Consider the following 22,695-nt stretch of genomic DNA (forward strand, 5'->3'; position numbering starts at 1 on the left):
GCCCCGGACCCCTCGGCGCGCGGCACCGGGTGCGACGCGGGCGACGGGCTTGGGGGCGCGGGGTAGGCGGCGGGGTCAGCTGCTTGGTTCGGGGTCGCGGGGGAGGCCGAGCAGGCGCTCGCCGATGATGTTGAGCTGGACCTCGGTGGTGCCGCCGTAGATCGTCATCGCGCGGCCGAACAGCATGGCACGGGCGAGCGGGCCGCTCTCGGCCGACGGTCGCTCGGTGGCGGCGGCCGCGCCCTGGGCCGCCCAGCAGTGGTCGGCGACGTCCTGGTTGAACTGGACGCCGAGCAGTTTGCGGACGCTGGCCTCCGCGCCGGGCGCCACGCCGTTGAGACGCTTGAGCGTGCCGCGCAGCGCGAGCAGGTCGATCGCCTGGCCGCGCGCGACGAGCCGGCCGGCCTCGGTGAGGGCGACCGCGTCCAGGTACCGGCCCTTGAGGAAGGCCAGCAGCTCGGGGACGCCCATGCCGAGCCCGCCGCCGGTCGACAGCGTCACCCGCTCGTCCGACAGCGTGTCGCGGGCCACCCGCCAGCCCTGGCCGACCTGCCCGACGACCTGCTCGTCGGGGACGAAGACGCCGTCGAGGAACACCTCGTTGAAGATGGCCTCGCCGGTCAGCTCCCTGAGCGGGCGGACGTCCACGCCCTCGGACCGCATGTCCACGAGGAAGTAGGTGATGCCCTCGTGCTTGGGCGCGTCCGGGTCGGTGCGGGCGATGCAGAACCCCCAGTCGGCGCGCCGCGCGACCGACGTCCAGACCTTCTGGCCGGTGAGCCGCCAGCCGCCCGGGACCCGCTCGGCACGCGTGGACAGCGAGGCCAGGTCCGAGCCCGCGCCCGGCTCGGAGAACAGCTGACACCACGCCATCCGCCCGCGCAGCGTCGGGCGCAGGAACCGCTCCTTCTGCTCCTCCGTCCCGTACCGGACGAGGGAGGGCACCAGCCACGCGCCGATCTTCAGGCGCGGCGGCGCGACACCGGCGGCCCGCAGCTCCTGCTGGATGAGGACCTGCTCGACCGGGTCCGCGCCGCGTCCCCACGGCCTCGGCAGGTGCGGAACGCTCCACCCGGCGTCGCCCATGCGGGCGTGCCGCGCGTCCTCGTCCTCGATCGCCGCCAGCTCGGCGACGTCCGCGCGGACGCTCTCGCGCAGCGGACCGGCCTCCTCGTCCAGCTCCAGGACGACCTCGCGGCGGCCGCCCTCCAGCGCGAGCCGGGCGACGGCGGCGGCCCAGTCGCCGGTGGGGCCGAGGAGCGCCCGCAGCGTCAGGGCGCGGCGCAGGTAGAGGTGCGCGTCGTGGTCCCAGGTGAAGCCGATGCCGCCGAGGATCTGGATGGCGTCGCGCGCGGTCCGCACGCCCGCGTCGGCGGCGACGACGGCGGACACGGCGGCGGCGAACCCTGCGGTCGGCGCGTCCTCGTCCAGTGCGCGGGCGGCGTCCCAGGCGGCGGCGCGGGCCTGCTCCAACGCGACCAGCATCCGCGCGGCCTTGTGCTTGACGCCCTGGAACTGCCCGATCGGACGGCCGAACTGCTCGCGCACCTTCGCGTACTCCGACGCGGTGGAGACGAGCCAGCCCGCGAGTCCGGCGGCCTCCGCGCCGAACAGCGCGGCGGCCAGGTCGCGGACGCGCGCGGTGGTCAGCCCGTCCAGCACTCGGCTCGCCGGGACGCGGACCCCGGACGCCTCGACGGACGCGACGCGGCGCACGCGGTCCAGACTCTCCCGGACCGGCGCCACCACCAGGTCGGCGGCGTCGACCGCGATCCACAGCTCGCCGCCCACGTTGCGCCCGGCGTGTTGGAAGTGCTGGGCGTGCTTGAGGTGCTCGGCGTGCTCGAACTGGTCGGTGTGCTTGCGGCGCTCGCTCTTCTCGGCGGGGAGGGCGACGGGCAGGACGAGGACGTCGGCGAGCATGGCGCCGAGCACGACCCCGGCCGTGCCGGAGACGACCAGCGTGTCGCCGTCGCGGCGGGCGGTGAGGCCGCCCTCCAGCGCGACCGCGCCCGTCCGCGCCCCGCCCGCGAATCCGGGCAGCAGCTCGGCGCGGGCCTTGGCGTTGCCGGAGGCGTTCACGGCGGCGCTCGCCAGCACCGTGGGCAGGAACGGTCCAGGCGCAACCGCGCGGCCGAGCTCCTCGAGGGCGACGGCCAGCTCCAGCAGGCCGTAGCCCTGGCCGCCGTGCTCCTCGTCCAGGTGCAGGCCGAGCAGGCCCTGTTCGGCCAGGGCGGGCCAGAACGCGGGCGTGGTCTCCGCGTCGGCCTCCAGGGCGGCCCGGACGCTCACCGCCGTGACGTGGCGTTCGGCGAACCCCCGCACCGCGCCGGCGAGCGCCTCGTGTTCCTCGGTCAGGCCGATGGCCATCCGTCCCCCTCCGCAGCCCGTAGTGACATCCATTCTAGAACAGGATTCTGGTCTGGTAGGTGCGTGGTGCCACTCTCATCCCCATAGGGAAGGGCGCGTATCAAGGGCCGCGTATCAACGGCAGCGGGCGCCCCTCGGTGAGGGGCGCCCGGGATGCAGAGGTGTCAGGAGGCGTTGCGGTCGGCCGCGTTCACTTCCGGGTGAGGCTCGCCGGCCGTCCTGTCCTTCGAACGGGCGCGGTCGCCCACGGTGAGGCTGGCGACGGTGGTCGCGACGAGGGTTCCGGCGATCACCGCGAGGGACAGCCAGATCGGCACGTCCGGGGCCCACTCCGCGCCGTACTCGTGGAGCGCGTGCAGGATCAGCTTGATCCCGATGAAGCCGAGGATGAACGCCAGCCCGTGGCCGAGGTAGACCAGGCGCTCGGCGAGCCCGCCGAGCAGGAAGTAGAGCTGGACGAGGCCCATCAGCGCGAACGCGTTGGCGGTGAACACCAGGTACGGCTCGGTGGTCAGACCGAAGATCGCCGGGATCGAGTCGAGGGCGAACATCACGTCGGTGGAGCCGATGGCGATCATGACGATCAGCAGCGGGGTCACCATCCGGCGGCCGTCGCGGCGCACGAGGAAGCGGTTGCCGTCGTAGTCCGGCGACGTCGGGATGATCCGCTTGGCCCAGCGCAGCAGCGGGTTCTCCTTGAACTCCTCCTCGTCGCCGCCCCGGACGAGCCCGTAGGCCGTCCAGATGAGGAACGCTCCGAAGATGAAGAAGACCCAGGTGAAGGTCGCGATGGCGGCGGCGCCGACCGCGATGAACACGCCGCGCAGCACCAGCGCGATCACGATCCCCGCCATGAGCACGGTGTGCTGGGCGTGCTTGGGCACGGCGAACCGCGCCAGGATCACCATGAACACGAACAGGTTGTCGACGCTGAGGCTCTTCTCGGTGACGAACCCGCCGAAGTACTGCGCGGCGTGCTCACCGCCGGAGAACAGCCAGACACCGGCGCCGAACGCGACGGCGAGGCCGAGGTAGACCGCCGACCAGAACGCGGCGCGCCGGGTGCTGAACTCCCGGGTGTCGTTGCGGTGGATCAGGAAGAGGTCGGCGGCGATGACGGCGAGGATCCCTGCCAAGGTCAGGGCCCACACCCAGGGTGAGACGGACAACGTGACTCCTCCGGCGGACGCGATCGAGCGCCGGAGGTCTCTCCCGTCCGCGACTCGCGGACCCCGGCTCCCGGGCCGGTGCGGACCGACCGTGCTGACGAGAACCGTGCGCGGGGATACTCCCCTCCATTACCTCCTTCAACGCGTGCCTCTACCTGGCCGTTCCCCGTTCGGTGAACTTTTCCCGAGCACGCGCGAACCAGACCGCCGGAGGCGGCGTCTAAGGTCCGGTCGTCCCCCACCCTCAGCGGGCGCGGGCGGTCACCAGGTCGTGGTAGATGTCGGCGAGCTGGCGGGCGGCGTCGTCCTCGGTGGGCAGCCGCGCGGCGCGGCGCGCGGCGGCCGAGCCGAGCCGCAGCGCGAGGGCCGGGTCGTCCAGGACGCGGCTCACCGCGCGCTGGAGCGCCTCGGGGTCGCCGGGGGGCACCAGCAGCGCCGCCTCGCTCTCGGGACCGTGCAGCAGCCCCGCCCCGGACCCGTCGGCCCGAGCTCGCTCCCCCGCGCCGACCATGCCGGGTATCCCGCCGACCCGGGTGGCGACCAGCGGCCGTCCGGCGCGCAGGATCTCCTGGACGATCAGCGGCTGCCCCTCCCACACGCTCGGCACGACGGCGACGTCGGCGGCGGCCAGCAGCGCCGGGACGTCGCGGCGCCGGCCGAGCAGCCGGACGGGCAGGTCCTCGGCCTCGACCCGGTCGCGCAGGTCCTCGGCGAGCGGCCCGGCCCCGGCGATCACGACGAGCGGGGTCGGGGTGCGGCCGGACCAGCCGCGCGCCGCGTCCAGCAGCGTGGGCAGGCCCTTCTGCTCGGCGAGCCGGCCCACGGTGACCACCAGCGGGCGCTCCCCCGCCCCCAGTTCGGCGCGGACGTCGGCGCGGGCGGCGGGCCCCGGCTGCGAGCGCGGCGCGGGGGCGGGGACGAGCGCGTGCCCCACCGACCGGGCGCGCAGCTCGCGCATCCGCTCCTCCAGGTCGGGCGAGACGCCGAGGACGAGGGTCGCGCCGCGCGCCACGACGCGTTCGAGCGCGCCGTAGATCGCGGCGGTCCGGCCGCCCGCGATGAGGGCGTTGTGCAGCGTGACGACCAGCGGCGGCCCGCCCCGCGAGAACCGCAGCGGGCCCGGCGCGACCCGCGCGCACGCGGCCACCGCGAGGGCGCCCGCGCGCAGGCCGTGGGCGTGCACGACGTCCGCGCCGCGCAGCAGGCCCCGCAGCCGCGCGACCGCCTTGGCGTCGCTGACCGGGCGCGGCCGGTCGGCCAGGTCCACCGCGGCGAACCGGACGCCGTCACCGGCGAATCCGAACGCCTCCTCGGTCGAGGAGGGCCCGCAGACCAGCACCCGCGCGCCGCGCGCCGCCAGCCGCACGGCGACGGACCGGACGTGCCGCCCGACCCCGCCCGCGCTGGTCCCGAGGACGAGCGCCACGCGCATCCCGTCCAGCCCCCGCTCCGCGCCGGCGGGCCCGGCGTTCTCGGGACCCGTGGTCTCGCGACCCGTGGTCTCGCGACCCGTGGTCTCGCGACCCGTGGTCTCGCGACCCGTGGTCTCGCGACCCGTGGTCTCGCGACCCGTGGTCTCGCGACCCGTGGTCTCGGGACTCGGGGTCTCGGAGCCCGTGGGCTCGGGGCCGGTGTTGGCGGGGCCCGTGGTGTCGAGGCCGGGGTTCTCGGGGTTCGGTTGTTCAGGCATTCCGTGCGACCTTCCGGCTGAGGACGGCCCGCAGGTCCCGGCCGTCGATCACGAACGCGATGAGGAGGAACACCGCAGCGGCGACCGCGGCGGCGAGGGCGCCGGCACCGACGCCGCGGAGCTGCCCGCCGGTCCCGATGGCGGCGGCGGCCGCGTATCCGGCGGCGGCGCCCCCGGCCCCCCCGGCGAGACCGGCGGCGAGCACGCGCGGCACCCCCCGCGCGGCCGCCGCGCCCCGGGCGCGGACGAGCGTGCCCAGCAGCAGGACGCCCGCGACGGTCATGCCGATCGCGTTGCCGAGGCCGAGTGCGGCGACCACCCACTGCCGTCCGGCGCCCAGGACCAGCGCGACGTCGGCGACCATGACCACGAGCCACCCGGTGACGACGGCGACCGCGCCCATCCGTCCCCGGTGGCAGGCGAACAGCACCCGTCCGAGATGGGCGACCAGGCCGTAGCCGACGAGGCCGGGCGCGAACGCCAGGACGGCGCGGGACAGCACGTCCTGCTGCTCCTGCTGGCCGGGGTTGAACACGGCCGCGACCGGCAGCGCGACGGCGGCCAGCACCGCCGCGCCCGCGCACGACACCAGGATCACCGCGCGGGTGGTCGAGGCGGTGATCTGGTCGAACCGGTCCCGCTCCCCCGCGCTCATCCGCGCCGACAGCATCGGGAACGCGCTGGTCGCGATCGGCACCGCCAGGATCGCCCACGGCAGCAGGTAGACCGCCCACGCGTACTGGTAGTTGGCGAGCGCGCCGCCCGTCCCCTCGTAGCTGAGGCGGACGACCAGCAGCGCCGACAGCTGCTGCGCCGCGACCGTCGCGAGGCCCGCGAGCGCGAGGCGCCGCACCCGCCGCGCCACCCCGTCCGGGAAGCGGAACGTGGGCCGCAGCCCGAGCCGCAGCCGCCACGCCGCGATCCCGGCGGTGACGGCCATCGCGACGCCGCCGAGCGCCGTCCCCGCCGACAGCGTCAGCTCGGCGGAGCGGGGCAGCCCCGCCAGGTCGTTCTCGTAGCCGTCGCCGAGCGGCGCGTACACGAGGTAGGCGCCGATCACCACGAGGCTGGAGGCCAGCGGCGCGAGCGCGGGCGCGACGAACCGGCGGTGCGACTGGAGCAACCCGTACAGCACGACCGCCACCCCGTACATGATCATCTGGGGTGCCATGACCGCGAGCATCGTGCCGCCCACGTCCACTATCTCGCCCCGTTGGCAGCCCTTCAGGTCGCCGCCGACCAGCAACTCCATGATCGGACGGGAGCCCAGCGCCATCAGCGCCGACAGCGGCACCATCAGCACGACGATCCAGGTCAGCAGCGCCGAGCCGATCCGGCGGACCTCCTCGCGGTCGCCGCGCTCGGCGGGCCCGGCGAGCACCGGCACGACCATCGCGGTCAGCGCGCCGCCCGCCACGATCTCGTAGACGATGCTGGGGAACTGCGTCGAGGTGAAGTAGGCCTGGCTGAGGCAGGACGTGGTGACGGTCTGGGAGAAGGCGTAGGTGCGTCCGAACCCGGCGAGCCTGCTCAGGATCGTGATGACGCCGATGACGACGGCCGCGCCTGCGAGGCCGCCGGTGAGGCGGCGCAGGCTGGAGTGTTCACGGGACGGCACGGCCGGTGGACTCGGGGGGATCTGCTCGGACGCCTAGGCCGGTCCGTCCGCCTGGATGGAGGACGGAGCGGAGGACTGGGCGGAGGACGGGCCCGCCGCGTCCGGGGGCGGCCCGTCGGACGGAGCGTGCGCCTGCGCGGGCACCGACGCGCCGGAACCGGCGGGTTCGGCGGGGCGGCGGCCGAGCATGTCGAGGCGGTGCAGCACCGGCGTCCGGGCGATGACCTTGGTGAAGCTGACGTACTCGCTGGCGGCGTTCAGCCCGGCGAGCCCAGCCAGCACGGCGAGCCGCGGCCCGCGGCCGAGCCGGGTGGCGGCGAGGCCGAGCAGCGCGCCGAACGCGTTGGCGCCGGTGTCGCCGAGCATGGCGCGCTCGGCGAGGTCCTCGCCGAGCAGCGCGGCGGCGGCGCCGAGCGGCGCGGCCACGACGGCCGAGCCGGACGCGGTCAGCGCCAGCGGCGCCCCGGCGACCAGGCCGACCTTGATCGCGCGGCCGGGACGCAGGTCGAACAGGTTCATCAGGTTGGCGGACCCGGCGATGATCGCGCCGTTCACGACCGTGTCGAACGCGCGGCCCGTCCGGGACGGGGCGGGCGACCCGGCCAGCGCGGCGGCGGCGAGCCCGGTCGCGCCGATGCCGAGCAGCTTCACCGCGCCGCTGGTGACCTCGCCGCGGGCGAGCGCGCCGAGATGCCCCTTGAAGCCGCGGGACGCGCCGGACCCGGCGAGGTCGTCATAGCCGCCGAGGGCCCCGCACGCGGTGCCCGCCAGCAGCGCGGCGGCGCGGGTGCGGCCGGACGGGCCGGGCAGGAGCAGCCCGCCCGCCACGGCGCCCGCGACGAACGCGGGCCCCTCCAGCAGCGTGACCGGCTCGCCGCGGTGGTTGGTGCGACCCCACACCTGCTCCCCCGGCAGCCCGTTCAGGCCGGGGGGGCGCCGCGTCAGCGCGACGTAGGCGGCACGCGCCGCCGCGGCGCCGAGCGCCGCGCCGACCGCCAGCCGCGCGGCCCGCGCCGGGCCGGAGGCGATGCGTCGGTCCATCAGGTCACCCGTTCTTCCCCACCGTGGGCACGGGCGAGGGCAGGTAGCCGCTCGCGCCGTCGCCCGTCCCGTACCGCCCGGACTTGCCGCCGAGCTCGTTCTGCAGCGCCAGGATCGCCACGACCTGCCCGGAGGAGGTGTCCACGGTGTCGACGGTCGAGACCGAGTCGGCCGTGTCAGAGCCGCGCAGCGCGGCGATCAGCCCGCCCTTCTGCGCCGAGGTGGCCGGGCCTCCGACGACCGTACCGCGATCGGCGGCGTCGAGTGCGGCGGCCAGCGAGATCAGTGCCTTGTTGGCCTCCGCCCCGCCGTCGTAGGTGTAGGCGTTGGACGGGGCGACGACCACCGCGACGGTCGCGTGCTGGCCGGGCTTGCCGCTGGTGGTGATGTACCCCGCCTGCTTGAAGCTGTTGAGGACGGTGCCGCCGGAGGGGTCCTCGCGGCCGGTCTTCGCCGCGTCCCGGGTGACCAGGGCGCTCGCGAGCACCGCGCCCGCCTTGGTGTAGGCGCCGGCGTCGGCGGGGAACTCCACGCCCTCGGACTTGAGCTGGCTCGCGAGCTCGTCGACGGTGCCGCGCTGGTCCTCGTCCAGCAGCTTCTTCTGGATCGTGACGCGGCCGGTGACGGCGGCGCCGGCGTCCTTGGCCAGCTCGCCGAGCTGCTCGATGCTGTCGTCGCTGGCGCCGGGCGTCTCGACCAGCACCAGCGACTGGCCCTTGAGCCGGTTCGCGACGAACTGGGGCGCGAGGCCGGCGGCGAACTGCTCCTCGCCGCGCAGCTGCCTCTCGCTGCGCCGCTGGTCGAGGCGTGCCTGGTTGGCGGTCCGCGCCGCCGAGCTGGCCTGCTGGCGCAGCGTGTCGCTGACCGAGTCCGACAGTGTCGTGGAGCCCAGCACGATACCGAGCGCCAGCGCCAGGAAGATCGCGACGATGGAGACGAGGTGGTAACGGAAATCGATCACGTGAAGAGTCCGGTCAGCCAGAAGACGAAGGCGTGCCAGCGGTCGGCGAGCAGGGGACTGATGACGTCCCCCGCCGGTGACATGGCGACGGCGGTGACGATGGCGACGAAGGCGCCGAGGACGAGGAACAGCAGCGACCAGGTCGAGATGCGGCTGCGGTACAGGCGGCTGACGCCCTTGGCGTCGACGAGCTTGCTGCCGACCCGGAGCCGGGTGAGGAACGTGCTGGCCATCCCGGCGCGGCCCTTGTCGAGGAACTCGACCATGTTGGCGTGGGTGCCGACGGCGACGATCAGCGTGGCGCCCTTGTCGTCGGCGAGCAGCATGGCGATGTCCTCGCTGGTGGCGGTGGCGGGGAACACCACGGCCTCGGTGCCGAGCTCGTGCACCCGCTTCAGGCCGGGCGCCCGGCCGTCCCGGTAGGCGTGCACGACGATCTCGGCGCCGCAGGTGAGCGCGTCGTCGGAGACCGAGTCCATGTCGCCGACGATCATGTCGGGCCGGTAGCCCGCCTCCAGCAGCGCGTCGGCGCCGCCGTCCACCCCGATCAGGACGGGCCGGTACTCGCGGATGTAGGGCCGCAGGGTGGCGATGTCCTCGCGGTAGTGGTAGCCGCGGACCACGATCAGCGCGTGCCGCCCGGCGAGCTTCGTGCGCACGTCCGGGACGCCGACGCCGTCGATGAGCAGGTCGCGCTCGCGCTTGACGTACTCCATCGTGTTCGCGACGAACGCCTCGAGCTGGCTGGCGAGGCCCGCCTTGGCCTCGGTGAGCGCGGTCTCGACGGTCTCGGCGGTCTGCGCGGTGCCCTTGGCGACGACCTCGTCGCCGCGGTGGACGGTCGCGTCCTCGACCCGGACGTGGTCGCCCTCGGCGAGCCGGGTGAAGATCTCGGGGCCGACGTCGTCGACGAGCGGGATGCCGGCCTCGACGAGGATCTGCGGGCCGAGGTTCGGGTACCGGCCCGAGATGCTCGGCGCGACGTTCACGACGGCGCCGACCTGGCACGACACCAGTGCCTCGGCGCTGACGCGGTCGAGGTCGACGTGGTCGATCACGGCGACCTCGCCGGGCTGGAGCCGCTTGGTGAGGTCCTTGGTGCGGCGGTCGAGGCGGGCGACGGCGGTGACCCCCGTCCGGCCGTCGTCGCGGCCGCGGCCCAGCGCGAGCACGCGCCTCGGCAGCTTCTGGGCCAGCCGGACGCGCCGCTCGGTGGTGGGAGACGGGTCTTTCATCACCGACCATCCTGCCAGAGGGCGGGCGTGAACATCGGTAGTGGCGGACGTCCAGGCGTGTCCGTTCGCGCACCCTCTGTAGTTTTCGGGGCTCCGAGCGCCGTTCGCCCGATCAGCGCGCCGGATCCGGACGATCACTGTGCCGGATCCGGACGATCAGCGTTCCTCGGCCGCCATCGCCAGCAGCTCCTCGGCGTGGGCACGGCCGAGTTCGGAGTCCTCCAGGCCGGCGAGCATCCGCGACAGCTCCCGGACGCGGCCCTCCCGGTCGAGCGCGGTGACGCCGCTGCGGGTGACGGTGCCGTCGTCGGACTTCTCGACCATCAGGTGCTGGTCGGCGAACGCGGCGACCTGCGGCAGGTGCGTGACGACGATCACCTGCGCGTTGCGGGCCAGCCGGGCGAGGCGGCGGCCGATCTCGACGGCCGCCTTGCCGCCGACGCCCGCGTCCACCTCGTCGAACACGAACGTCGGGACGGGATCGGCGCCCGCGAACACGACCTCGATCGCCAGCATCACCCGCGACAGCTCGCCGCCGGAGGCGCCCTTGTGCAGCGGCAGCGGCGGCGACCCGGGATGCGGCGCGAGCCGCACCTCGACCTCGTCGAGGCCGTGCGGGCCGTAGTCCTGCGACTGCGTGACGGTGACCTCGACGCGCGCGTGCGGCATCGCCAGCGCGGTCAGCTCCTCGGTGACGGCGCCGGAGAACCGCTCGGCGGCTCGGGTGCGGACGGCGGTCAGCTCGCCCGCCTCGGCGGCGAGCCGCTCGGCCAGCTCGGCGTGCTCGGCGCGCAGCTCCTCGATGCGGTCGTCGTCGCCCTCCAGCTCGGTCAGCCGCGCCGCCGAGCGCCGCGACCACTCCAGCACGGCCGCGACCGTCCCGTCCGGCCCGCCGTACTTGCGGGTCAGCGCGGTCAGCTCGGCCCGCCGCTCCTGGACGACGGCCAGCCGCGCCGGATCGGCGTCCACCGACTCGGCGTAGGAGGCGAGGTCGGTGCCGACGTCGGAGACGAGGTAGCCCGCCTCGGCGAGCCGGTCGGCGAGGCCGGCCAGCTCCGGGTCGTGGTCGCGGACGGCGTCCAGGGCGTTGCGGGCCGCGCCGAGCAGGCTGACGACGTTCGCCGCCTCGAACGCGGCGGCGGGGTCGCCGAGCAGCGCCTCGTGCGCGGAGTCGGCGGCGCCGTGCAGCGCGTCGGCGTGCCCGAGCCGCTCCTCCTCGGCGGCGAGCTCGACGTCCTCGCCGTCCTTCGGCCCGACCTTCTCGATCTCCTCCAGCCCGAACCGGAGCAGCTCGGCCTCCTGCTCGCGCTCGCGCGCCCGGGTGGTCAGCTCCTCCAGCAGCGCGCTCACCTGCCGGTGCCGCTGGTAGGCCTTGGTGTAGGCGCGCATGGGCTTGGTCAGCGCGCCGCCCGCGTACCGGTCGAGCGCGCCGCGCTGCCGGGCCGACTGGAGCAGCCGCTGCTGGTCGGACTGCCCGTGCACGGCGACCAGGTCGTCCGCGAGGTTGATCAGCACGCTCACCGGGACGGACCGGCCGCCGAGGAACGCGCGGGAGCGCCCCTCCGCCGACACCGACCGGGTGACGATCAGCGCGCCCTCGTCCAGCTCGCCGCCGGCCTCCTCGACGCGCTCGACGACCCGCCCGCCCGGATCGACGACGATCCGGCCCTCGACGGTGGCGCGGCCCGCGCCGGGGCGGACGCGCTGCGGGTCGGCGCGGCCCCCGAACATCAGCCCGAGGCTCGTCACCACCATCGTCTTGCCCGCGCCGGTCTCGCCGGTCACGACGTTGAACCCCGGCGACAGATCGAGCACGGCCTCGTCGATCACGCCGAGGCCCCGGATCCGCACCTCATCGACCATCGGACGCACCAGCGTCACAACCCTCCGCAAAACAGATCCCCGATCGGCGCCTGTGGAGATTATCCCCTCTGCCCGTCCGGCGCCTCCCCGTCCTCGGTGGGCGAGGGGCGCGCGGGCTGCCTGACCCGCCCCCGCCACCCCGTCACGGGCAGGCCGAACTTGGTGACCAGCCGGTCGGTGAAGGGGGTGAGGTGCAGCCGCGCGAGCCGCACCGGCACGGCGCCCCTGCGGACCTCGACCCGTGCGCCCGGCGGCAGTTCGAGGGTGCGGCGCCCGTCGCACCACAGGACGGCGCGGGGGGTGCCGTCCAGCACCTCCACCGCGACCAGCGAGCGGGGCGACACCACCAGCGGGCGCGAGAACAGCGAGTGCGCGCTGATCGGGACGACCAGCATCGCCTCGACCTCCGGCCACACCACCGGCCCGCCCGCCGAGAACGCGTACGCGGTGGACCCGGTCGGCGTCGCGCACACCACCCCGTCGCAGCCCCAGTTCGACAGCGGGCGGCCGTCGATCTCGGCGACGACCTCCAGCATCCGCTCCCGCTCGGCCTTCTCGATGCTCGCCTCGTTCAGCGCCCACGTGGTGCCCATCACCGAGCCGTTGCGGCGGACGGTGACGTCAATCGTCATCCGCTCCTCGACGTCGTAGCGGCGCTCGACGACGCGGTCGACGGTCGCGGCGAGGTCGTCGCGCTCGGCCTCGGCCAGGAACCCGACGTGCCCGAGGTTGACGCCGAGCAGCGGCGTGCCGGACGTGCGGGTCAGGTCGGCGGCGCGCAGCAGCGTCCCGTCCCCGCCGAGGACCATGACGACCTCGGCGTCCTCGGCGGCGGCGGTGCCGGGCCTGACGTCGACGCCCGCGCAGCCGATGTCGGCCGCCTCGCCCTCCAGCACCCGCACCGAGATCCCGGCCGCGCCGAGCCGCTCGATGACCAGCTGGGCGCTGCGGACCGCCTCGCGGCGCCCGGTGTGCGCAACGACCAGCACCGATCTCTCGCTCATAGCCACGCTCCACTCCACCCGCCGCATGCCGCGCCCCGGTGCGGGGCCGGCCTCCGGATCAACGCCCGCTGTGTGGGTGACGGTGCCCGGACGTTCACCGCGGGCCCTCCGCGATCGCCTTCGCCAGGTCCTCGTCCTCCAGGGGCGGGGCCCCGGCGCGCAGCCAGAGGAAGTACTCCACGTTGCCGGACGGCCCCGGCAGCGGGCTCGCGGTCACGCCCAGCACCCCGAGCCCCAGCGCGCCCGCGTGCGCGGCGACCCCGCGCACCGCCTCGGCGCGCAGCTCGGGGTCGCGGACGACGCCGCCCGCGCCGACGCGGTCCTTGCCGACCTCGAACTGCGGCTTCACCATGAGCGCGTAGTCGGCGTCCGGTGCGGCGCAGCGCCGCACCGGGTCGAGGACCAGCTTCAGTGAGATGAACGACAGGTCGCCGACGACGAGGTCGGGCGTCCCGCCGAGCATGCCGGGCTCCAGGTCGCGGATGTTGACCCGCTCCAGGACGGTGACCCGCTCGTCGGTGCGCAGCGACCAGGCGATCTGCCCGTATCCGACGTCCACGGCGTCCACGTGCGCGGCGCCCGCGCGCAGCAGCACGTCGGTGAACCCGCCGGTCGAGGCGCCCGCGTCCAGGCAGCGGCGGCCCGCCACCTCCAGCCCGGCGAACGCGGCGAGCGCGCCCGCGAGCTTGTGGCCGCCGCGCGAGACGTAGCCGGGGCCGGTGTCGGCCTCGTCCACGACGATCGCGGCGCCGGTCTCGACCTGCGTGGCCGCCTTCCCGGCGCGCTGCCCGCCGACCCGCACCCGCCCGTCCACGATCAGCTGCGACGCCTGCTCGCGCGAGCGCGCCAGGCCGCGCCGGACCAGCTCCGCGTCGAGCCGCCGTCTGCTCATCCGCGGTTTCCCGCGATTCCGGGGGCGCCGGGGGCGACGGTGTCCGCCGGACGGGGCCGCAGGGCGCTCGGGAAGGCGGGCCGCTGCGGCTGCCCTGCCTGCGCCGGGTACCCCGGCTGAGCGGGGTGCTCGTCCTCGTCGGCGTCGGCGAGGAGTTCCTGGAGCCGCTGGTGGACGTCCTCGAAGATCTCCACGTGCTCGGGGACGGGGCGTCCGGGCAGGTCGCCGAGCCGGGCCAGCGCGGCGTCCACGCGCGGGTCGCCGGTGGGCTCGGGCGGCGGGGCCGCCGCGACCTCCGGCTCCCGCTCCGCGGCGCTCTCCGCGGCCGCCGCGCCGGCGTCGCCGGTCGCGCCGGGGTCTCCGGCGTCCCCGGCGCGCGGCTCCGGCACCTCGTCGGACATCACGTTCCACCTCCCAGTGGCACCCGGCGCACGCGCCGGGTCGCTCCGGTCTCGGTCAGAACGCTACCGTCCATTCACGACAGCGTCGCCGACCGAACGGGGGGTAGGGCCGGACCATGGCGACCGACGAGGAGTGCCGGGCGGCGCTGGGCCGCGTCGCCGAGCGCCTGGCCCTGGTGGACGCCGAGCGCTTGGCCGAGCACGTGGTGGAGCGCACGATCAGCTGCCGCGTCCCCGATCTGGGGCTCGCGTACCGGACGCGCCTGCATCCGGGCGGGCTGGACGCGGTCACGCCCGACCCCGCCCCGCGCGACGCGCAGGTCAGGCTCACCGTGGCCAGCGACGACCTGGTCGCGCTGGCCGACGACGAGCTGAGCCCCGCCAAGGCGTGGGCCACCGGCCGCCTCAAGATCGAGGCGAGCCTGCTCGACCTGCTGCGCCTGCGCAAACTGCTCTGACCGAGCTGGCAGTGGGCCCGGTGGTCAGCGGGCCCGGTCAGCGTGCGTGGTAGGCGCGCGGCAGCCGGAGTCCGCGCGCGGCCATGACGGTGCGGAGCCGGTCGGGGTAGTCGGTGATGAGGCCGTCCACGCCGTCGTCGATGAGCTTGTTCATGGTCGGCGCGTCGTCCACGGTCCAGGGGACGACCTTCAGCCCGAGCCGGTGCGCCTCGGCGACCATGGCCTTCGTCACGTAGGGGCGGTAGCCGGGGTCGGTGACCTTGCCGTCCTGCGGGAAGCCGTGCACCGGCGAGAACGCCGACGCGCCGAACGACCGGACGGCCCGCAGCGGGTCGCCGCCGAAGTCGTCGATGTCGATCCCGCCCAGCCACGGCGACTTCCCGGGCTGGCCCGTCTGGAGGAAGTCGTAGTTGGTCAGCGCGACCAGCGGCAGCCTCGGCTCGACCCGCCGCATCCGCATCAGCGCGCCCCAATCGAAGCTCTGGATCGTCACCTGCCGCAGCAGGCCCGCGCGCCTGACCTCGCGCGCCGTCACGCGGACGAACTGCTCGCGCGGCGCCGTCTCGCTGGGCGCCCCCGCCTCCACCTTGGTCTCGACGTTCAGCTTCACCCCGTGCGCCCGGTACCGGTGGACGAGCCCGAACACCTCGCGCAGCAGCGGCATCCGCGCGCCGGGCGCGGCCTTCTGGCCGGGGAAGTTCGGCAGCGTCCGGGAACCGCAGTCGAGGGTCCGCACCTGCTTCAGCGTGAGCGTGTTGACGTACTTCCCAGCGTAGGGGTACTCGGGGTCGCCGGGCGTGGCGGGGCCCGTGTCCTGGCACTTCGCGGGGTTGACCTTGCGGTCGTGGGTGACGACGGCCTGCCCGTCCTCGGTGATCTGCACGTCCAGCTCCAGCGTGCTCACGCCCAGCTCCAGGGCGTTCGCGAACGCCGGGAGCGTGCTCTCGACCACCAGGCCGATCCCGCCCCGGTGGGCCTGGAGGTCGAACGCCTTCCGGTGCCCGGGGTGCCCGTGTCCCGGGCGCCCGTGCGCTTCTCCCGCGAAGGCGGGTCCTGCCGTGCCCAGCATCAGAGCGGTGAGGCCCACCGCCAGGGCGGTACGACGCATGCCTCTCATGACCGGCTCCCTTCCGTGTCCTGCGGGTCCGCCGACGCGGCCCGCCGGACACGGTCGGGTGCCCGCGCGACGGCCAGGGGTGCAACCGGTGGCCCCCGGGGGAACGGTCGATGTCCCTCCAGGTCAGTGGTAGGCGAGGCCAAGGGTGTCGAGGGCGCCGGTGAGGGCGTCGGCGGGCGGCGCGTCGCCGGTCTCCCAGGCGGCGGACGCCAGCGCGCGGAGGCCGTCGTAGGGGTCGCCGGAGCCGGTGAGGCCGATCGCGCCGCCACCGGCCGCACGCGCCGTCCAGCCGCCGCAGTGGTGGCCCTCGCCGTCACGGACCGGCTCCGGATGCGCGGCGAGCAGGCCGGTCAGGTCGGGGGCGAGGAAGCTCGGCCGCCGGTGGGGCGGGGCGGTGAGCACCTGGAGGTGGTCGGTGACGCCGGTGAAGACCAGCAGACTGTCGGCGCCGCCGTTGTGGGCGCCCTCGATGTCGGTGTCGAGCCGGTCGCCGACCACGAGCGGGCGCCGCGCCCCGGTCCGCCGCACCGACTCCTGGTGCAGCGGGCGTTCGGGCTTGCCCGCGACGAGCGGCTCGACGCCGGTCGCGGAGGTGATCACCCGCAGCAGCGCGCCGTTGCCCGGGTTCGGCCGCGCGCCGCCGCCCGGGATCGTCAGGTCGGCGTTCGAGCCGACGAACAGGGCGCCCCCGGCGACCGCCTGCGCGCCCTCGGAGATCAGGTCGTAGGAGATCCCCGGGGAGAACCCCTGCACGATGGCGGCGGGACGCTCGGAGGCCACCGACACCGGCCGCAGCCCCTCCGCGTACAGGGCTTGGCGCAGCCCAATCCCGCCCACCACCAGCACCGCCGACCCGGCGGGCACCCGCTCGGCGATCAACCGGGCCGCGGCCTGCGCCGAGGTGACGACGTCCTCCGGGGACGCGGGGACGCCCACGTCCGACAGCAGCGCCGCGACCGCCGACGGCGTCCGGGACGCGTTGTTGGTGACGAACGCCAGCCGCTGCCCGGCCGCGCGGGCCTTGCCGAGCGACTCGGCCGCCCCGGGCACCGGACGCCGTCCGATGTAGACCACACCGTCCAGGTCGAGCAGGGCGACGTCGTACGCCTCGCTCAGCGGGCGGTCACAGGCTTTCATCATGCTCCCTACGGTCGAGGTTGCGAGGGTCGGGCGGTCAAGCGTGTTGCACAGCGACCTCAGCGGTCGCGCGGGCGCGTTAGCTGAGCGGTGGGGCCGACGCCGAAGGCGAGGCCCCACCGCGAAGATCGCGAAGCGATTCCGCGCCCGCCAAGGCACGGTCACGTCCCGAGCCGCCAGGCGAGGGACGTGGGCCGGGACTCAATCAAGGCTGCGGGACGCGAGGGTCGCCCTGGCGTGCCGGAGGGCCCGCGCGTAGTCGTCGTTGTCGGGACGCATCGCCACGGCGAGCGCCAGATGCTGGACGGCGCCCTCGAAGTCGCCCATGCGGCTGAGCGCGAGGCCCAGCCCGAAGCGCGCGTAGTCCTCGGCGGGCTCCTCCTCGACGATCTCCCGGAAGCTCTCGGCCGCCGCGCCGAACTCCCGGGCGCCGAACTGCGCGCGGCCGAGCGCCTCCCGGATGCTGTGCGAGTCCGGCTCGGCGTCGGCGGCGCGCGCCAGCAGCTGGAGCGCGGCCGCCGCGCTGCCCGCGCGCAGGAGCTCCAGACCGCGCGTGTACCACTCGTAGACCCCGCCGCCGGGCTGCGCGTCCTGCCCGTCGGAGGAGTTAGGGTCGTCCGGATTTCCTGGACCGTTCCCGGGGGAATCCTCTGGTCGTCCCGGTCCTTGCACACTCACGTGGACCTCCCCTCGGACTCTGATCACCTCGACGGTACCCGGAGGCTGGACACGGACCCGTCCGTGGTTACCATGCCCACGGTGGACGACGACCTCCCCTCCGGGCTCGCCCCGGACGAGTTCAGTGCCGAGATCTTCGGTACGGCGGGACCCCCGGCCGGAGGCGGCCTGGAACTGGCCCCGTTCCGCGGCGTCCGCTTCGTCCCCGAGGTGGTCGGCGACCTGGCCGCCGTCACCTCGCCGCCGTACGACCTGATCGACGACGCGGCAGCGCTGCGGCTGCGGGCCTCCGGCGGGTACAATATCGTCCGGCTGAACATGCCGCGGGCGGCGGGCGAGAGCTACCACGAGGCGGGGGCACTGCTGCGCCGCTGGCTGGACGAGGGCGCACTCACGCTCGACCCCGTCCCCGCCCTCTACGTCTACGAGGCCGCGACGGACGAGACGGTCCTGCAACGCGGCCTGATCGGCGCGCTCGGGCTACGCGCGGAGGCGGACGGGGTCGTCCTGCCGCACGAGAACGTCTTCCCCGGACCGGTCCGCGACCGGCTGGCGCTGATGTCGGCCGCCCGCGCCAACCTGGAGCCGATCTTCCTGGTGTATGAGGGCGGCGGGGACGCGACGCGGGTCGCCGACGACGCCGCCGCCGAGGCCCCGCTGCTGGAGTTCCGCTCCGGCGACGGCCTGACCCATCGGCTCTGGCGGATCACCGACCCGTCCCTGCACGCGCGCGTCGCCGCCGATCTCCGCGACCGGCGAGCCCTGATCGCCGACGGCCACCACCGCTACGCGACCTACCGCGCCCTCCAGGCCCGCCACCGGGCCGCCGGGAACGGTTCCGGCCCGTGGGACCGGGGCCTCGCGCTCCTCGTCGACTCCACCCGCTACCCACCGCACCTGGGCGCGATCCACCGCGTCCTGCCGAGCCTGCCCCCCGGCGTCGCCGTCGAGACGGCCCGGCATGTGTTCGATGTCACACCGATCACCGGCGAACGCGCGGCTCTGGAGGCGCTGGCCGAGGCGCCGCGTCCGGCGTTCCTGCTCGGCGGCGGTGAGGCGTTCCACTTGCTCACCGGCCCCGACCCGGCCGCCCTGGCGCGCGCGCTGCCCGCCGAGCACTCCGCGCGGTGGCGCGGGCTCGACACCGCCGTCCTCGACCACCTGCTGATCGGCGGCGTGTGGCGGATTCCCGCGAACGAGAACGCCATCGAGGTCGTCCACGACGACCCGTCCGCCGCGACCGCGCGCGCCCGCCGCACCGGCGGCACGTCGGTGATCCTCAACCCGCTCGGCGTCGAGGACGTCCTGGCCGTCGCGGGCGGCGGCGAGCGGGTCCCGCGCAAGTCCACCTCGTTCGGCCCCAAACCGCGCACGGGCCTCGTCCTGCGCCTTCTCGACCCCGGGAGCGACCGTTGATCGACAAGATCGCCTGGATCCATCTGGTGGACGGGCGGGTGCTCAGCACGCGCTCCCACGGCAAGGACGCCTACTACCTGCCCGGCGGCAAGCGCGAGCCCGGCGAGTCAGACGAGCAAACCCTCGTCCGGGAGATCAAGGAGGAGCTGACCGCCGACCTCGTCCCGGACACGATCACGCATCTCGGCACCTGGGAGGCCCAGGCGCACGGCCACACCGAGGGGATCGTCGTCCGCATGACGTGCTACACCGCCGACCACACGGGCGAACTCACCGCCAGCAGCGAGATCGCGGAGGTCGTCTGGCTCGGCTACGCCGACCGCCCCCGCGTCTCCCCCGTCGACCAGCTCATCTTCGACGACCTGCACGCCGACGGCCGCCTGCTCTGAGCGGGACGGCCGAGCGGTGCGGCTGGCCGCCGGGCCGTGCCGGGGACGATGATCGTGGCATGGACGACACCACGACCACGATCACCCCGCTCGGCGGAGACGTCTACGAGATCGACACGCGCATGGCGGGCCACAGCGGCATCACCGCCGGATACCTGATCCTGTCCGACCGGCCCTGCCTCGTGGAACCGGGCACGGCCGGGTCGGCGCCGGTCGTCCGCCGCGCCCTGTCGGACCTCGGCGTCGGCCCCGCCGACCTCGCCACCGTCGTCGTCACGCACATCCACCTCGACCACGCGGGCGGCGTCGGCGACATCGCCGAGACCTACCCGGGCGCCGAGGTCGTCGTCCACGAGAAGGGCGCGCGGCACCTCGCGTCCCCGGAACGCCTGATGCGCAGCGCCCGCATGATCTACGGGAACAGTCTCGAAACGCTGTTCGGCGAGCTGAAACCCACCGACGCCGCGCGGATCCGCGCCGTCGAGGACACCGGTGTGATCGACCTCGGCGGTGGACGGCGGCTGGACTCCCACTACTCCCCCGGCCACGCCAAGCACCATGTCGGCCTGATCGACTCCGCCACCGGCGACCTGTACGTGGGCGACGCGGCGGGCGTCTACATCCCCGAGACGGCGGACGTCCGCCCCGCCACCCCGCCGCCCGACTTCGACCTCGACACGGCCCTGGCCTCGCTCGACCGGTTCCGCGCGCTCGGCCCGCAGCGGCTGCTGTTCGCGCACTACGGGCCGGTCGCGGAGGTGGACGCCACGCTGGAACGGTCCGCCGAGGAGCTGCGGATCTGGGTGGACGCCGTCCGGGACGCACGGGAGCGGGACCTCGACCTCGACCACGCCGTCGCGATGGCCGTCGACCGGACCAGGCACCGCTACGCCTTCGCCCGCGAGGACGCCGACCCGGAACTCGCCGCCCGAGCCGAGCTCATCAGCAGCACCGAGACCAACGTCGCCGGAATCATGCACGCCCTCGACCGCCACGCGTGAGCGCGCGCTCCGCCTGCCAAGGCCCTGTGCCCGTCAGGACTCGGTGGGCGGCCTCTCCGCGTCGTCCGCGTGGTCGGGCTCCAGGAAGACCGCCGGCGCCTCCGGCACGTCCTCCTCGCCCGGGACGTCGAGGATCTCGGGATCGGCGGGCTTGAACTCGATCGCCGTGGCCGCGACCACCTCGATCTCACCCTCGGGCTTCGCGGCTTCGGCAGGCTCGGACGCCTCCGCCGCGGTGTCGGGCGTGTCGGGCGCCTCGGTCACGGCGTCCTCGTCCTCGGACATCTCCGCGACCTCGGGCTCGCCCAGCTCCGGCACGCCGTCCTGGACGCCCTCCGTGGCCTCCGCCGCCTCGTCGGCTTCGTCCTCGTCCTCGGTGTCGAGGATGTGGAGACCCTCCAGCTCCGCGTACCGCTCGGCCGCGTCGGTCTCGCCGTCCCGGTCGGCCGCCGCGGACCGCGCGAACCAGTCGGACGCCTCGTCCTCGCGTCCGGCCTCCACCAGCGCGTCGGCATAGGCGTAGAACAGCCGCGCCGACCACGGCCGCAGCCTCCGGTCGCGAAGCTCGGGGATCTGCAACGTCACCACGGCCGCGTCGTACTGGCCGAGGTCACGCCGCACGCCCGACTCCACGATGCGCAGCTCCACCCGGCCCATCGCGTCCAGGCGCGCCGCCTCAGGGGCCTTCACCAGCTCCAGCGCGCGTTCAGGACGGCCGAGACCGCGCTCGCAGTCGGCCATCACCGGCAGGTAGGACTCGTCGCCCGCGCTGAGCCGGCGCGCGGCCCGCAGCTCGGCGAGCGCCTCGCCCCACTCCTCGGCGCGGTACGCGGCGAGTCCCGCCGCCTCCCGGACGATCCCGACCCGCGACGCGAGCCGCCGGGCCGCCCGTGCATGCTTGTACGCCTTCTCCGGCTCTTCCTCGGACAGCTGACCCGCCATCACCAGGTGCCGTGCGACCTTGGTGGCCAGATCCTTCGGGAGCGTGCGCAGCTCGAGACGGGCATCCGCGTCGAGCTCCTCGCCCGTCACCTCGTCCGGCAGCAGCGGATCGTCATGCTTGGGCGCCGGACGCTCGCGCTCCTCCGACCGCACCCGATCACGCGGCGGCCCGTAGGACCGTCCGCCCTCCTGCGGACGCTGACCGCCCCGCCCCTTGAACGACCCGCCGCCCGGACGGCCCTTACCGTCGAACTTGCGACCGCCTGGACGGCCTTCACGCTTCTCGTCGAACTTGCGGCCTCCCGGACGGCGATCCTCACGTCCCTGGAAACGCCGCTCCCCCTGGCCGCCCTCGCGCCGAGGCCCACCGAACCGGTCGTCCCGCCGCTGCCCGCCGCCCTGACCGCCACGTGGCGCGCCTGGACGTCCGTCACGCCGCTGCCCGCCCTGCGCGGACCGGGGCCCACCGAAGCGGCCCTCACGCTTCTCACCGCCACCGCTGCCGCCCTGCCCTGGACGCGAGCCGCCTGGACGCTCGTCCCTGCGCCCGCCGCCCTGGCCACCGGGGCGTCCATCACGCCGCGGACCGCCTTGACCACCCCGGAACCCACCGGGGCGCCCACCACCTTGACCACCACGCGGACCACCGGGACGGTCATCTCGGCGCTCGCCGCCACCCTGCGCACCGCGCGGGCCGCCGTAACGCCCTTCGCGACGCTCACCGGACTGGCCGCCACCACGCGGACCACCGAAACGCTTCTCACGACGATCGTCGGAACGCCCCCCGGGAGCATCGCTCCTACGGTCGTCCGACCGCTTGAACGGACGGTCCGAGCGGCGGTCGTCCCGCTGCCCGCGCGCGTCACGGTCCTTCCAGCCCCCGCCGGCGGGACGGCCACGGCCCCCCTGAGGCGCACCACCACGCGGCGCGGCCCCACGAGGCCCGCCGCTCTTACGCGGCGCCCCAGATCCCCTGGGACCACCACGAGCGTTCCCGTCACGACGGACAGGCGGCTTCCGCCCCCCGTTATCCCGCCGCCGCTCGCGGTTGTCGTCGCTGCGGCCGTCCTCTTCCGCGCTCATCACGTCCGTCACTGTTCTTGAAGGTGGTTCGTGGACACTTGCAGCCTACTTCGGCAGGTCCAACACATGCGTCGAGGGCCGCCCCGCGAATCGGTGCGACCCTCGACCAATATGAGTCCGGCGGCGTCCTACTCTCCCACACAGTCTCCCATGCAGTACCATCGGCGCTGAGAGGCTTAACTTCCGGGTTCGGGATGGGACCGGGTGTTTCCCCCTCGCCAAAACCACCG

The 22,695-nt window shown here is 74.8% G+C and carries 19 protein-coding genes and 1 rRNA gene; 4 read left to right on the forward strand and 16 right to left on the reverse strand.

Features of this window, described 5'->3' with window-relative positions; genetic code table 11:
* Nucleotides 1-75: 75 nt before the first annotated feature.
* The 11 genes from K2F47_RS38500 to K2F47_RS38550 form a co-directional block, all read right to left on the reverse strand.
* Nucleotides 76-2,370, reverse strand: a complete 2,295-nt coding sequence (locus tag K2F47_RS38500) for an acyl-CoA dehydrogenase family protein (protein ID WP_242911189.1) — start codon at nucleotides 2,368-2,370, stop codon at nucleotides 76-78.
* A 164-nt stretch (nucleotides 2,371-2,534) separates the two neighbouring features.
* Nucleotides 2,535-3,539, reverse strand: coding sequence for a TerC family protein (locus K2F47_RS38505; RefSeq protein ID WP_242911190.1), 1,005 nt, complete (start codon nucleotides 3,537-3,539; stop codon nucleotides 2,535-2,537).
* A gap of 244 nt (nucleotides 3,540-3,783) precedes the next feature.
* On the reverse strand, nucleotides 3,784-4,971 hold the full coding sequence (locus K2F47_RS38510; protein WP_242911211.1) for a glycosyltransferase family 4 protein: 1,188 nt from the start codon (nucleotides 4,969-4,971) through the stop codon (nucleotides 3,784-3,786).
* Nucleotides 4,972-5,221: 250 nt separating this feature from the next.
* Nucleotides 5,222-6,847 (reverse strand): murein biosynthesis integral membrane protein MurJ, encoded by a 1,626-nt coding sequence (gene murJ / locus K2F47_RS38515; protein WP_242911191.1) that lies wholly within the window; start codon nucleotides 6,845-6,847, stop codon nucleotides 5,222-5,224.
* A 33-nt stretch (nucleotides 6,848-6,880) separates the two neighbouring features.
* Nucleotides 6,881-7,888 (reverse strand): hypothetical protein, encoded by a 1,008-nt coding sequence (locus K2F47_RS38520; RefSeq protein ID WP_242911192.1) that lies wholly within the window; start codon nucleotides 7,886-7,888, stop codon nucleotides 6,881-6,883.
* A 4-nt stretch (nucleotides 7,889-7,892) separates the two neighbouring features.
* Nucleotides 7,893-8,849 carry a copper transporter gene (locus K2F47_RS38525; protein WP_242911193.1) on the reverse strand — a complete coding sequence of 319 codons (957 nt, stop codon included), beginning with the start codon at nucleotides 8,847-8,849 and terminating at the stop codon, nucleotides 7,893-7,895.
* The gene (gene steA / locus K2F47_RS38530; protein ID WP_242911194.1) at nucleotides 8,846-10,084 is read right to left on the reverse strand and encodes a putative cytokinetic ring protein SteA; all 1,239 of its coding nucleotides are present in this window, start codon (nucleotides 10,082-10,084) and stop codon (nucleotides 8,846-8,848) included. Before steA ends, K2F47_RS38525 begins: the two co-directional genes overlap by 4 nt.
* 156 nt (nucleotides 10,085-10,240) lie before the next feature.
* Nucleotides 10,241-11,947 (reverse strand): DNA repair protein RecN, encoded by a 1,707-nt coding sequence (gene recN, locus K2F47_RS38535; protein ID WP_242911195.1) that lies wholly within the window; start codon nucleotides 11,945-11,947, stop codon nucleotides 10,241-10,243.
* Between the two features lie 59 nt (nucleotides 11,948-12,006).
* Nucleotides 12,007-12,951, reverse strand: coding sequence for an NAD kinase (locus K2F47_RS38540; protein WP_242911196.1), 945 nt, complete (start codon nucleotides 12,949-12,951; stop codon nucleotides 12,007-12,009).
* Between the two features lie 94 nt (nucleotides 12,952-13,045).
* A complete protein-coding gene (locus K2F47_RS38545) occupies nucleotides 13,046-13,843 on the reverse strand; it encodes a TlyA family RNA methyltransferase (protein WP_242911197.1) in 798 nt (265 codons plus the stop codon).
* Nucleotides 13,840-14,244 (reverse strand): hypothetical protein, encoded by a 405-nt coding sequence (locus tag K2F47_RS38550; RefSeq protein ID WP_242911198.1) that lies wholly within the window; start codon nucleotides 14,242-14,244, stop codon nucleotides 13,840-13,842. Before K2F47_RS38550 ends, K2F47_RS38545 begins: the two co-directional genes overlap by 4 nt.
* A gap of 116 nt (nucleotides 14,245-14,360) precedes the next feature.
* Between K2F47_RS38550 and K2F47_RS38555 the strand changes: the two genes are divergently transcribed.
* Nucleotides 14,361-14,702, forward strand: coding sequence for an SCP2 sterol-binding domain-containing protein (locus tag K2F47_RS38555; RefSeq protein ID WP_242911199.1), 342 nt, complete (start codon nucleotides 14,361-14,363; stop codon nucleotides 14,700-14,702).
* A 37-nt stretch (nucleotides 14,703-14,739) separates the two neighbouring features.
* On the opposite strand, the gene K2F47_RS38560 is transcribed toward K2F47_RS38555, so the two are convergent.
* The 3 genes from K2F47_RS38560 to K2F47_RS38570 all read right to left on the reverse strand — a co-directional run bounded on the left by K2F47_RS38560 (nucleotide 14,740) and on the right by K2F47_RS38570 (nucleotide 17,634).
* Entirely contained in the window at nucleotides 14,740-15,819 is a 1,080-nt protein-coding gene (locus tag K2F47_RS38560; protein WP_242911200.1) for a glycerophosphodiester phosphodiesterase, read from the reverse strand.
* 123 nt (nucleotides 15,820-15,942) lie between these two features.
* Nucleotides 15,943-16,956, reverse strand: coding sequence for an HAD-IIA family hydrolase (locus K2F47_RS38565; RefSeq protein WP_242911212.1), 1,014 nt, complete (start codon nucleotides 16,954-16,956; stop codon nucleotides 15,943-15,945).
* A 201-nt stretch (nucleotides 16,957-17,157) separates the two neighbouring features.
* Entirely contained in the window at nucleotides 17,158-17,634 is a 477-nt protein-coding gene (locus tag K2F47_RS38570; protein WP_242911201.1) for a tetratricopeptide repeat protein, read from the reverse strand.
* 72 nt (nucleotides 17,635-17,706) lie between these two features.
* Here K2F47_RS38570 and K2F47_RS38575 point away from each other — a divergent pair, with 72 nt between their 5' ends.
* From K2F47_RS38575 to K2F47_RS38585, 3 genes are read left to right on the forward strand one after another with little or no spacing between them, the layout of a single operon-like run.
* Nucleotides 17,707-19,050: a DUF1015 family protein gene (locus tag K2F47_RS38575; RefSeq protein WP_242911202.1), complete on the forward strand. Its 1,344-nt coding sequence runs from the start codon at nucleotides 17,707-17,709 to the stop codon at nucleotides 19,048-19,050.
* A complete protein-coding gene (locus K2F47_RS38580) occupies nucleotides 19,047-19,439 on the forward strand; it encodes an NUDIX hydrolase (RefSeq protein WP_242911203.1) in 393 nt (130 codons plus the stop codon). Before K2F47_RS38575 ends, K2F47_RS38580 begins: the two co-directional genes overlap by 4 nt.
* A 59-nt stretch (nucleotides 19,440-19,498) precedes the next feature.
* Entirely contained in the window at nucleotides 19,499-20,440 is a 942-nt protein-coding gene (locus tag K2F47_RS38585; protein ID WP_242911204.1) for an MBL fold metallo-hydrolase, read from the forward strand.
* Between the two features lie 33 nt (nucleotides 20,441-20,473).
* Here K2F47_RS38585 and K2F47_RS38590 read toward each other — a convergent pair whose 3' ends face one another.
* Nucleotides 20,474-21,535 carry a tetratricopeptide repeat protein gene (locus tag K2F47_RS38590; protein WP_242911205.1) on the reverse strand — a complete coding sequence of 354 codons (1,062 nt, stop codon included), beginning with the start codon at nucleotides 21,533-21,535 and terminating at the stop codon, nucleotides 20,474-20,476.
* A 1,045-nt stretch (nucleotides 21,536-22,580) separates the two neighbouring features.
* Nucleotides 22,581-22,695: ribosomal RNA gene (rrf, locus tag K2F47_RS38595) — 5S ribosomal RNA — on the reverse strand; the annotation flags it as partial.

Source organism: Actinomadura terrae, assembly GCF_022751215.1.
Taxonomy (GTDB): Bacteria; Actinomycetota; Actinomycetes; order Streptosporangiales; family Streptosporangiaceae; genus Spirillospora; species Spirillospora terrae.